Here is a 10,898-nt window from a genome sequence, read left to right as displayed (position 1 = left end):
GACGAGCGGAGCCCGGATGCGAGTATGAGGCCGTCATGACTGCTGGGTGGGATGTGCGCACGATACGGGCCGCGGTGTTCGCGGCCGTCTGTGTGCTGCTCGCTGCCCTGGGCCACGTCCTGATGTCCGGCTCCACCGTGCCCTGGTGGACGATGTCCGCCGGCTTCGCCGCGACGAGCGGTGTCGGCTGGACCCTGGCGGGCCGTGAGCGCGGGTTCCCGCTGGTGGTGTCCGTCGTGGTCGTCGCCCAGGCGGCGCTCCACTCGGTCTTCTCCTGGGGCCAGTCGGTGGCGCCGGGATCCGGCACGGGTTCCGTGGCTCAGGACATGAGCGGTATGCCCATGGGCTCGATCTCCGTGGACGCGATGGACATGGGCACCACGGGGTCCATGTCGATGGGCCACGCAGCGCACGCCGAACACCTCGGCCACATGGCCCACGATGCCGGCGGTATGTCGTCACTGGGCATGCTCGCCGCCCACACCCTGGCCGCCGTGCTGACCGGCCTGTGGCTGGCGTACGGCGAGCGGGCCGCGTTCCGGCTCCTGCGGGCCGTCGCCGGATGGCTGGCCGCTCCGCTCCGGCTGCCCCTCGCCGCCCTGCCCGTTCCACCGCGTCGGCCCAGCCTGCGGCCGACGCGCGAACGGGCCGAGCGGATCCCGAGGCTGACACTCACTCACACGATCATCTCTCGGGGGCCTCCGGCCGGGACCGCTGTCATCTGAGACAGCCGGCTTCCCGAGGCCGTCGTGTCGGCGCCGAATCTGTCGGTTCCGAGGCTTCGGGTACGGGGCGTGCTCGTAGTACGCCCCCATCCCACTCCCGTCCCGGGACCTTCCGCAGCACGCACACGCAGCAGCGCACTTCACCGCTGGCGTGTCCAACACGCGCACGCGCGTGCCGTCGTGCCGGATCGGTCCCGTACCACCCGAGAAGGACATCAGGTGATCACTCCTGTCCTCCCCCTGTCGTCCAAGAAACGCGACGCAGGCCCTGTAGCGGCGGATCGGCCCGTCGCGTCGGCGACACCGGAAGACCCGGCCACCGTCTGGGCCCTCGCCGCCCGGACCGGCGACCCCGACGCCGTCGACCACTTCGTGCGGGCTCTGCATCCGGACGTCGTCCGCTACGTCACCTACCTCTCCGCCGACCGCCAACTGGCCGACGACCTGGCGCAGGACACGTTCCTGCGGGCGCTCGCCAGCCTGCACCGGTTCGAGGGGCGCTCGTCGGCGCGGACCTGGCTGCTGTCCATCGCGCGCCGCACGGTCGTCGACAGCCTGCGGTACGCCGTCGCCCGGCCGCGGTCGGCCCACGTGGACGACTGGACGATATTGGCTGAGCGTGCCCAGCCCGGCGGTCTGCCCGGATTCGACGACGGTGTGGCCCTGCTCGACCTGCTGGACGCGCTGCCCGTCGAGCGCCGCGAGGCGTTCGTCCTCACCCAGTTGGCCGGGCTGCCCTACGAGGAGGCCGCCGCGGCCGGAGGCTGCCCCGTCGGGACGATCCGCTCCCGGGTGGCACGGGCCCGCGCGACTCTCGTCGAGCTTCTGGACGAAGCGGAGGGAGCCGGGGTTGCGACTGCCGTCGCTGCGTGATGAGAGGGGGCGCCGGTGAGCACCGGAGCCGGTGGGCACCGGCGCCCTCCCTTGCGTCCGAGTGGCTCGGGCCACAGGGGCTTGACCATGTAATTCTCGAGGAGTGTCGTTTGCCGATGAGTTCGGGGATCTGGCACAGATCTTGGGGAGCCGTCATGGCGGGTCACTGGTCGTTCGAACCGAGAGCCGGGGGTGCTACTCGGTACAGGGGCGCGCACGGATGAGAGGTGACGCTCCCTCAGGTTGAGAATCGCCTCGTCCGAACGCTCCGTTCCGCGGCGCAGAACTGCCAGGCATCACCGGCTTCGCCTGCGGGTTGACCCATGATCTGGAAGCCATGGTCGCCGGGCTGAGTCTCCACCGGAGCTCGGGGGGCGTCGAGGGTGCCGTGAATCGGACGAAAAAGATCAAAAGGCAGGTCTACGGGCGGGCCGGATTCGAACCAGTCCGCAAAATGATCCTGCTCCAGTAGCCACAAGCAGCCGCAGGCTCGGGGGATCAGCCGCGGTCGAGCCGCGGCAGCGACGCACAGAGGTGCTCGGGCAATTCCGGCAGGACTTTGTGGATCCCGGCGCACCCCGCATCGCCGTTCGTGGCGACCGGCCGCCAGCCCGATGACTCGGCCCGGTAGAACCAGCGCTGGGAGACACCGGAGGAGGAGCAACCGTCGTCGGCGTCACCGCACGCGGGCCCCATCCGGGTCGACAGGTCCAGCACCAGCCACGTGTCGTCGCAGCCGCGTTCCTCCCAGCTCGTGTGCTTGGGGATGTCCGTGTCGTTGACCGCCTGCCCGTACGAGGACGAGGTGCAACGCGGCGGTGTGGGGTCGCAGCCGTTCTCACCGCACCGCCGCAGGGCGGGTGGCGTGGCACCGACAGGGGTGTACACGTCCATGCTGTTCACCATGACCCTGCGGGAGCCCAGGGGCTCGCCCAGCTTCACCGTCGCTTTGACCCGCCGCGTTCCGGTACAGCCGGAATCCTGGTCCAGGGAACGGGTCTCGTACGTGACCTTCACGTATACCGTGCCGTGCTCGACGGTGTCGAGCTCACCGCGCAGGCTGCGCACGCAGTCGCGTGCCCCGTCGGGCACTTCGGCATCGACCACCAGGGACCGGCCGCTGCTGCCGGAGGTACGGACGCCGTCGATACGAATCGGAGCGGCGAGCGTCCAGGGGGCGGCCGTGGCCGCGCCTGTCGCCGCCTCATCGGTCTCGGCGATCTTGGAACCGCAGCCGGCGAGGACCACCAGGGCCGCGCCGAGCACGACCACCCGTGTCCCCCGCTGCCACATGTCATGCCCCCATCCGCCGAAGCACCGCAGCCTAGCGTGCCCCAGGGTGTCCCTGACCGTCTCCTCCCGGACCGCCCGCAGGGCAGATCCAGGCCGAGGGGTTCGCCGTACGGCGGAGCATGCTGATGCCCAGTTCCGGTGAGTCGGCGTACAGCAGAGTGTCCTTCGACGAACCGGTGTTGCGGATCTCGAAGTAGGCGCGGGTGGCGCCGGCGCCCGCGGGCACCGCGAGGATGCGCGCGTCGACAACCGCGATCCGGGGCGGCGGATGGCCTGCCGCTCCGGCCGCGGTGTAGCCCACCAGCAGGGCCGGCGCACCGGCGGAGGCAACCAACGGGGGCGCGATGGCCCACAGAGGGTTGGCGAACCGGGTGTTCCGTATCCGGCGCACCACACGCATCAGGTTTCTCTGCTCCATGTGTCAGTGGTCGGGGCGCGGTCCCCTCTGGTTCCCGGTGCCTGCCGTCCTGGCCGGATCCGCACGGTGGTGGCGGGGAGAGTCCCGTGCGGATCCGGCGCGGATGCGGTGCGGAGTTGCGCGGATCCGTGGCGGGGGAGAGGTGCCACATGGTGCGTCTCGTGCGGGAGCCGAGGAACTGCACAGTGCCTTGCCGGCCGTTGGGGCAGGAGGGCGGCCGAGCCGTACCCGGGCGGATGCGGGTCGGCGGGGTATGGCCTCCGGGCATCGTTACGCCGGTCCTGTCGGCGGCGGGTCGGGTATGGCTGGGCTCCGTCGTGGACGGTCTGCCTGGAGCGCTGGTGGGCCGCGTGGCGGACTGACGCTGAGCGGGTTGCCCTTCCTGGAGGTGGAGTCGGCGGTTTCCGGGGCCGCGTCCGGCGCACTACGGAGGACGCGGTGTGGGAATGGCGCTGCGGCGCCGTCACTGGTGGGGGTGACGTCGGTGTGCGGACACGGGACCCGTCGGCCGGCCGGCGCGGCCTCATGTGCCTGCGGTTGGCCGAGGCGTCTGCAACTGTTGCCACACCAAAGGAAATTGATTCGAAGAAGCCGGGAACTCGAGACCACCCGCGGCCGACTAGTAGTCCGACAGCACGGCTCGTCCCCCGGCTGACCGCCACGCGTGGCAGCCGAACGGTGACGAACGAGGAACTTCGGGCGAAGGTGGTTCGGCGCACGTGAAACGCAGAAGTCTGTCTCAGTCCTCCGAGGCGGCGGTCAACACCCTGTGGCTGTTGGAACACGAGCGACGCAGCGAGGCCGTCGGCTGCTCCGAGCCGAGAACCGCGTGACGCCGGAGATAGAGAACGCCTTCGCCGCGATCAGGGCCGAGTTCGGTGCGGAATCGATCACTCGGGTCGAGCGGATGCTGGAGCCGGGCGGCGGGGGTGACCGGCATCCGCTGCAGAAGGCGGCAAAATGGATCATGCCGGGGCTCTCCACGACTCCCTGGCACGATCCCTACGCCTACGACGAGATAGCCCCGGTCGTCCACGCGCTGGAGGCCGCCCATCAGGCGATCAAGGAAGAACTGAACGTCGCCTGGGCGGCCCGCCGGGAGGCGTTCTCGGACTATGAGCACTATCTGACGCGACAGGAGAACTGGCAGGCTCTTTACCTCTTCCGTGAGGGAGGTCTTGTCGCGGAGTCGGCCACCACGGTTCCGACCGCATATCAGTTGCTGAGAGATGTCGCAGTCGACACGGAAAAGATCTGTCCGCTCCTCGAATGCCATTTCTCCACGTTGCTGGCGGGCGCCGCCATCGACCCGCACTGCGACCTGTGGAACTTCAGCATCAACCTTCATCTCGCCGTGGACATCCCCGACGGGTGCAGCATCACGGTCGCCGGCGAGACCCGCTCCTGGGATGAAGGCAGGTGCCTGCTCTTCGACTACTCCTTCGAGCACGAGGCACGTAACGAGGGCACTCGCCCGCGGACCTGCCTGCTCATCGACCTCTGGCATCCGGAGACGACCATTCCGGAGCGCCGGGCGCTGGTCGCCCTCATCGCCGAGATCCGTCGGCTCATGGGGGACGACTGACCCGAAGGCAAGAATTCAGGAAAGAAATGGTGACCGACAAGGTCTGAGATCGGTTCCGGCTTTGTCAGATGTTGCTGGCGTTTCATTCCCGGCGGTCCGTGGTTGCCGGGTTTCAAGTGCTGCCCAAGTATTCTGCTCGCCGGTAATTCCGAACACTAAATCAGGCATTCACAAGCAGGATTCCTGCTGCTACGGTTACGCAAAACGAACGGACTTCCGGAATTCGCATTCATGTGGAATTCCGATGACTGTGATGACGAGGGGGTGACCGATTATGTCTCTTTTGGTTCTGGCGTTGGGGCAGCTAGTCATCTCGCTCGACTACAACATCGTGTATGTCGCGCTGCCCGACATAGGTGCCGGGCTCGGCTTCTCCGACCACGACCTGCAGTGGGTGGTCAGCGCCTACGTCGTGGCCACGGGAGGCTTTCTGCTGCTGGGCGGCCGGGCCGCCGACCTGCTGGGCCGGCGCCGGATGTTCGTCCTGGCGGCGCTGCTGTACGGAGGGTCCTCGCTCGTGGGCGGTCTGTCCGAGTCACCCGGTGTGCTGGTCGCCGTCAGGGGGATCCAGGGCATCGGCGGATCGTTGCTGTTCCCGGCGACGCTGTCGCTGATCACCACTCTGTACGAGGAAGGACCCACCCGGAACCGGGCGTTGGCGGTGTGGGGTGCTGCCGGAGCCGGCGGGCTCTGTTTCGGGTCCCTGCTGGGCGGGGTGCTGGTGGAGGCGTTCGGCTGGCCGTCGGTGTTCTTCGTCAACGTGCCGATCGCCGGAGTGCTCGCGGTGGCCGGGTGGCTGCTCTTCCCGGCGGACGGTCCGTGGGACCGTACCCGGCGCTTCGACGTGGCGGGAGCGCTCGCCGCCACGGGCGGGATCACGCTTCTGGTGTTCCTGCTGGTGCAGGCACCGGCGGAGGGCTGGACCACGCCCACGGCCCTCGTCAGCGCGGGGCTCTCGGCCGGTCTGCTGACACTGTTCGCCGTCGTGGAGCGGCGGTCCCCTGAACCGCTCGTACCGGCACGGATGTTCGCGCACCGGGGACTGTTGGTGGCGATGGGGGTGACCGCGCTGTTCAGCGCCACGTTCAGCTCGGTGCCGTACTTCCTCACCCTCTACTTCCAGACGGTTCACGGCTACAGCGCGGTCGGGACCGGGCTCGCGTTCCTCGTGCCGGCCGTGGTGGTGGCCGTGGGCACACAGGTCGGGGAACGGGCGGTGTCCGTCTTCGGAATGCGCCGCATGCTGGTGGGTGGCATGGTCCTGGGTGCCGCCGGGGCGGCGGCCCTCGGTCTGGCGCTCACCTCGGACGGCTCCTATCCGAAACTCCTGCCGGGGATCGTGCTGCTGGGTCTCGGCCAGGGCGCGGCCTGGACGGGGATGTGGATCGCCGCGTCCGCCGGAGTGGCCCCCGGTGACCAGGGCGTCGCCTCGGGGATGGCGTCGACCACGCTGCAGGTCGGCGGAGCGGTGGGTCTCGCCGTACTGGTCGCGCTGGCCGGGGGAGTGGGGCAGAGCGCGTCCGGCCCCGGGCTGCTCGACGGCATCCGCACGGCCGTGTTCGCCGTAGCGCTCGGCATCGGCGTCGGTGCGCTCGCGCTCCTCGTACGCCGCCCCAGGATCGCCGGCGCATAGGCCCCCTTTCCTTCTCCGCGTCACCACCTCTCACGTCCGGTCCGTCCTCCGTCATGCCTGGAGTGCCTCCATGTTTCCTACTGCCACCGGTTCCTCAGCTCCTCGGGCCGCCGTTCTGTGCGGCCTGGCCGGATGGGTGCCGTCCCGTGTGGTGACGAACGAGCGCCTCGCGCGACGCCTCGACACCGACGACGCATGGATCCGCACCCGAACCGGAATCCGGCAACGGCACGTCGCCGAAGCCGGCCAGGCGACCTCCGACCTGGCTGTCGAAGCCGGCCGCCGGGCGCTCGGCGCCGCGGGAACGGACACTGTCGACGCGGTCGTCGTCGCCACGACGACCCCGGACCACACCTGCCCGGCCACCGCGCCGGCGGTCGCCGCCCGCCTCGGGCTGACCGGGGTCGCCGCCTTCGACATCGGCGCGGTGTGCACCGGGTTCGTGTACGGACTCGCCTCGGCCGCCGGGCTCATCGCGGCCGGAGTCGCCGAACGGGTCCTGCTCATCGGCGCGGACACCTACTCCACGATCGTGGACCCGCTGGACCGGGCCAACGCGATCATCTTCGGCGACGGCGCCGGAGCCGTCGTTCTGCGCGCCGGACACCCCGACGAGCCGGGCGCGGTCGGCCACTTCGACCTCGGCAGCGACGGCGCCCACCAGGATCTGATCGCGGTAGCGGCCGGCGGCTCCCGGCAACGCTCCCAGCCGGGCGAGCCGAGCCGCGAGGAACGGCACTTCGCGATGCGCGGCAAGGAGGTCTACCGTCACGCGGTCACGCGCATGGCCGAGTCCGCGCGGGCCACGCTGTTCCGGGCCGGCTGGAAGATCGACGACGTCGACCACTTCGTACCCCACCAGGCCAACCTGCGGATCCTGCACTCGGTGGCCGACGACCTGGGTCTCCCGCGCGAGCGCTGTGCGACCCATGTCGAGTCCGTCGGCAACACGGGTGCCGCCTCCATCCCGCTCGCCCTCGCCGACGCGGCTGCCCGGCGGGCGGTCAACCCGGGAGACCGGCTGCTGCTCACCGCCTTCGGAGGCGGCCTCACCTGGGGTTCCTGCCTTCTGACCTGGCCATCACTCCCTCAACAGGAACGGACGACGTCATGAGCACCACCTACGAGCAACTCGTCGACATCCTCACGAGACTTCACGACGCTCCGGCCGACCGGATCCGCCCCGGCGCGACCCTCGGTGAGCTGGACGTCGACTCGCTGACGACGGTCGAGATCAGTATCCGCATCGAGCGGGACCTCGGGGTGCAGGTCGGCGACGACGAACTCGAGCCCGACCTCACCCTCGGCGAGATCGCCCGTCTCGTCGACACCCGGCAGGCATCCGTCCAACCCCACCGAAGGTAGAGGCAGCCATGCAGATCAAGGACCAGCCCGGCAGCGCGATCGGCGCGACGGTCGAGGACTTCGACCACACCACCGCCTCCGCCGCCGACATCGCCGCGCTCAAGAACACCGTCTACACGAAGAAGATCGCCGTCCTGAAGGGCCAGGACCTGTCCCCGCAGGAGTTCCTCGAACTCGGCAAGCTGCTGGGGCGCCCCGAGACCTATTACGAGCCGATGTACAAGCACCCCGAGATACCGGAGATATTCGTCTCCTCCAATGTGCCGAAGGACGGCAAGCAGATCGGCGTACCGAAGACGGGAAAGTTCTGGCACGCCGACTACCAGTTCATGCCGGACCCCTTCGGAATCACTCTGATCTACCCCCAGGTCATCCCGGAGAAGAACCGCGGAACCTATTTCATCGACATGGGCCGGGCGTACGAGAAGCTGTCCGATGAGCTGAGGAAGGAGATATCCGGAACGCGGTGCAGGCACTCCGTGCGCAAGTACTTCAAGATCCGGCCCCACGACGTCTACCGGCCCCTCTCCGAGATCATCGACGAGGTCGAGCGGAAGACCCCGGCCGTCCGTCAGCCGACCACCTTCACCCACCCCATGACCGGCGAGACGGTCCTCTACGTCAGTGAGGGATTCACCGTCGGCATCGAGGACCAGGACGGCAACCCGCTCGACGAGGAACTGCTCAAGCGGCTCTTCGACGCCACCGGCCAGCTCGACGAGAGCTTCGAGCACGAGAACATCCACCTGCAGAGCTTCGAGAAGGGCGACCTGCTGGTCTGGGACAACCGCAGCCTCGTCCACCGCGCCCGGCACACCACCGCGCCGGAGCCGACCGTCTCCTACCGCGTCACCGTTCACGACGAACGCAGGCTCCACGACGGGATCAGGGCGGCATGACGGACAATGCCCTGTTGGCACAGGTGCTGACGCCCTACAAGGACCACTGTAAATACCTGCGTACGGCTGTCGTGACAGAAACGGACGGCCACGCATCCGCCCGCTGCGAGTTCGCGATCCCAGAGTCGTGCTACATCGACGACACCGGCCATCTGAATTCCGTCGAGGTGAACATCTGCTACAACCAGATGATGTATTACCTCGTCGCCAAGTCCGTGCAGGAACGGATAGGCGGGGGATTCGAATCATGGACGCTGGACGACTTCTGGAAGCACCAGCTCCCGGACATTCTCATCGCCCGGTTCACCGCCAGTTTCCGGCGGCCCGTCGATCCCCGCGGTTTCTCCGGCGAGCTGGAGTTCCGGTCCGTCACCCGGCGGGCCCCGGCCGGCGGCAGCCCGTTCCTGCACGCCGACACCGCCTTCCGCTACTGGGACGCGGGCTCGGGCCGCTGTGACGGCGAGGCGACCCTCGCGTTCGTCAACATCCTCTGACCCGAACGTCCCCCGACACGAGGCGAGAGAAAGCCATGACCATGGACAGGCTCCACCACCCGGAGCTCCAAACGCTCGTCCGGACCACGAGCTTCCACGCCCGGCACCAGCCCACCGCCCCCGCGGTCCTCTGCGAGGGCCGCACCCTGACGTACGAGCAACTGCACCGCGAGAGCAACCGCATCGCCCACGCGCTCCAGGCCGCCGGACTGGCATCTGGCGACCGGGTCGCGTACCTCGGAAAGGAGTCCGAGGACTACTACGCGATTCTCTTCGCCTGCGCCAAGAGCGGCACTGTCCTGGTCCCCGTCAACTGGCGGCTCACCGCGCCCGAGGTCAGCCACATCCTCCAGGACTCCGGCACTCGACTGCTGTTCCTGGAGGACGAGTTCGCGGCGATCGTGGAGAAGATGCCGACCGCGCCCCCGGAGACGGTCGTCGCCCTCGGCGCGGGCTTCACCGCCTGGAAGGCACCCCACCCCGACACCGAACTCCCGGACAGCGCCACCCCGGACACCCCGGTCGCCCAGCTCTACACCAGCGGCACCACCGGACTGCCCAAAGGCGTCGTGCTCGCCCACCGCAGCTTCTTCGCGATCCGGGACGCCCTGGCGAGCGAGGGCCTCGACTGGATCGACTGGCGGGCCGGCGACATCGCGCTGATCGGCATCCCCGGCTTCCACATCGGCGGCCTGTGGTGGGCCACGCAGAACTTCAACGCGGGTACGACCGTCGTCGCGATGCGTGCCTTCGCCGCCCGCCAAGCCGTCGACCTCATCCGCGACCTCGGCATCACCACCGCCTGCGTCGTTCCGGCCATGCTCCGCATGATGCTGACCGAACCGGGCGTCGGCGCCAAGGACTTCACCACCCTGCGCAAGACGGTCTACGGCGGCTCCCCGATCTCCGAGGCCCTGCTGGAGGAGAGCCTGGCGGTCCTGGAGTGCGAGTTCGCCCAGATCTACGGCCTCACCGAGACCGGCAACACCGCCGTCTGCCTGCCGCCCGCGGCCCACGTCCCCGGCGGCCCCCTCATGCAGGCGGCCGGGCACCCCTATCCGGGCGTACGCAGCAAGGTGATCGACGGCGAGGGCCGCGAACTCCCGCCGGGTGCGGTCGGCGAGGTCTGCCTGGCCACGCCCGCGCACATGGTCGAGTACTGGGGACTGCCCGAGAAGACCGCCGAGACCCTCGTCGACGGCTGGATCCACACCGGTGACGCCGGATACATCGACGAGGACGGCTACGTCTTCATCCGCGACCGCATCAAGGACGCCATCCTCGTCGCCGGTGAGAACGTCTACCCGGCCGAGATCGAGAACGTGCTCGAAGGTCACCCCGGTGTGGCCGAGGCCGTCGTCGTCGGCGCCCCCGACGAACGCTGGGGCGAGTACGTGCACGCCTTCATCGTCGCGGACCCCGAACAGCAGCCCACCCCCCGGGACCTGCACACCTTCCTCGTCCCCCAGCTCGCGAGCTTCAAGCTGCCCGCCCGCTACGAGTTCATCGACAGCGTCCCGCGCAACCCCAGCGGCAAGATCCTGCGCCGGGAACTGCGCGACCGCTTCTGGGGCGACTCCGCCCGCAAGGTCAACTGACCGCCTCCCCTGGAG

At 69.0% G+C, this 10,898-nt stretch carries 11 protein-coding genes; 9 read left to right on the top strand and 2 right to left on the bottom strand.

The window, feature by feature from the left end:
• The first annotated feature begins 35 nt into the window (after positions 1–35).
• Both G3I71_RS05255 and G3I71_RS05250 read left to right on the top strand, forming a co-directional pair.
• Positions 36–725: a hypothetical protein gene (locus tag G3I71_RS05255; RefSeq protein ID WP_164312749.1), complete on the top strand. Its 690-nt coding sequence runs from the start codon at positions 36–38 to the stop codon at positions 723–725.
• A gap of 219 nt (positions 726–944) precedes the next feature.
• Positions 945–1,598, top strand: coding sequence for a sigma-70 family RNA polymerase sigma factor (locus tag G3I71_RS05250; protein ID WP_164312748.1), 654 nt, complete (start codon positions 945–947; stop codon positions 1,596–1,598).
• Between the two features lie 498 nt (positions 1,599–2,096).
• Here G3I71_RS05250 and G3I71_RS05245 read toward each other — a convergent pair whose 3' ends face one another.
• On the bottom strand, positions 2,097–2,891 hold the full coding sequence (locus tag G3I71_RS05245; RefSeq protein ID WP_203729434.1) for a hypothetical protein: 795 nt from the start codon (positions 2,889–2,891) through the stop codon (positions 2,097–2,099).
• Positions 2,892–2,922: 31 nt separating this feature from the next.
• On the bottom strand, positions 2,923–3,309 hold the full coding sequence (locus tag G3I71_RS05240) for a copper chaperone PCu(A)C (protein WP_239148928.1): 387 nt from the start codon (positions 3,307–3,309) through the stop codon (positions 2,923–2,925).
• A gap of 829 nt (positions 3,310–4,138) precedes the next feature.
• Here G3I71_RS05240 and G3I71_RS05235 point away from each other — a divergent pair.
• The 7 genes from G3I71_RS05235 to G3I71_RS05205 all read left to right on the top strand — a co-directional run bounded on the left by G3I71_RS05235 (position 4,139) and on the right by G3I71_RS05205 (position 10,883).
• Positions 4,139–4,894 carry an aspartyl/asparaginyl beta-hydroxylase domain-containing protein gene (locus G3I71_RS05235; protein WP_164312747.1) on the top strand — a complete coding sequence of 252 codons (756 nt, stop codon included), beginning with the start codon at positions 4,139–4,141 and terminating at the stop codon, positions 4,892–4,894.
• Between the two features lie 274 nt (positions 4,895–5,168).
• Entirely contained in the window at positions 5,169–6,527 is a 1,359-nt protein-coding gene (locus G3I71_RS05230) for an MFS transporter (RefSeq protein ID WP_164312746.1), read from the top strand.
• Positions 6,528–6,597: 70 nt separating this feature from the next.
• Positions 6,598–7,641, top strand: a complete 1,044-nt coding sequence (locus G3I71_RS05225; RefSeq protein WP_164312745.1) for a beta-ketoacyl-ACP synthase III — start codon at positions 6,598–6,600, stop codon at positions 7,639–7,641.
• Positions 7,638–7,892: an acyl carrier protein gene (locus G3I71_RS05220; protein ID WP_164312744.1), complete on the top strand. Its 255-nt coding sequence runs from the start codon at positions 7,638–7,640 to the stop codon at positions 7,890–7,892. Before G3I71_RS05225 ends, G3I71_RS05220 begins: the two co-directional genes overlap by 4 nt.
• 8 nt (positions 7,893–7,900) lie before the next feature.
• Positions 7,901–8,791 carry a TauD/TfdA family dioxygenase gene (locus G3I71_RS05215; RefSeq protein ID WP_164312743.1) on the top strand — a complete coding sequence of 297 codons (891 nt, stop codon included), beginning with the start codon at positions 7,901–7,903 and terminating at the stop codon, positions 8,789–8,791.
• Entirely contained in the window at positions 8,788–9,285 is a 498-nt protein-coding gene (locus tag G3I71_RS05210; protein ID WP_164312742.1) for an FcoT family thioesterase, read from the top strand. Before G3I71_RS05215 ends, G3I71_RS05210 begins: the two co-directional genes overlap by 4 nt.
• A 35-nt stretch (positions 9,286–9,320) precedes the next feature.
• Positions 9,321–10,883: a long-chain-fatty-acid--CoA ligase gene (locus tag G3I71_RS05205; protein WP_164312741.1), complete on the top strand. Its 1,563-nt coding sequence runs from the start codon at positions 9,321–9,323 to the stop codon at positions 10,881–10,883.
• Positions 10,884–10,898: the final 15 nt, after the last annotated feature.

The sequence above is a fragment of the Streptomyces sp. SID12501 genome (assembly GCF_010550245.1).
Taxonomy (GTDB): Bacteria; Actinomycetota; Actinomycetes; order Streptomycetales; family Streptomycetaceae; genus Streptomyces.
Note: the sequence above shows the minus strand (reverse complement) of the source record. Positions and strands in the feature narration are given on the sequence as shown.

Excerpts from the sequence above, each read along its gene's own strand:
- G3I71_RS05245 (WP_203729434.1), bottom strand. The coding sequence starts at position 2,891 with ATGTGGCAGCGGGGGACACGGGTGGTCGTGCTCGGCGCGGCCCTGGTG.
- G3I71_RS05210 (WP_164312742.1), top strand. The coding sequence starts at position 8,788 with ATGACGGACAATGCCCTGTTGGCACAGGTGCTGACGCCCTACAAGGAC.
- G3I71_RS05215 (WP_164312743.1), top strand. The coding sequence starts at position 7,901 with ATGCAGATCAAGGACCAGCCCGGCAGCGCGATCGGCGCGACGGTCGAG.
- G3I71_RS05230 (WP_164312746.1), top strand. The coding sequence starts at position 5,169 with ATGTCTCTTTTGGTTCTGGCGTTGGGGCAGCTAGTCATCTCGCTCGAC.
- G3I71_RS05255 (WP_164312749.1), top strand. The coding sequence starts at position 36 with ATGACTGCTGGGTGGGATGTGCGCACGATACGGGCCGCGGTGTTCGCG.
- G3I71_RS05240 (WP_239148928.1), bottom strand. The coding sequence starts at position 3,309 with ATGGAGCAGAGAAACCTGATGCGTGTGGTGCGCCGGATACGGAACACC.
- G3I71_RS05225 (WP_164312745.1), top strand. The coding sequence starts at position 6,598 with ATGTTTCCTACTGCCACCGGTTCCTCAGCTCCTCGGGCCGCCGTTCTG.
- G3I71_RS05205 (WP_164312741.1), top strand. The coding sequence starts at position 9,321 with ATGACCATGGACAGGCTCCACCACCCGGAGCTCCAAACGCTCGTCCGG.
- G3I71_RS05220 (WP_164312744.1), top strand. The coding sequence starts at position 7,638 with ATGAGCACCACCTACGAGCAACTCGTCGACATCCTCACGAGACTTCAC.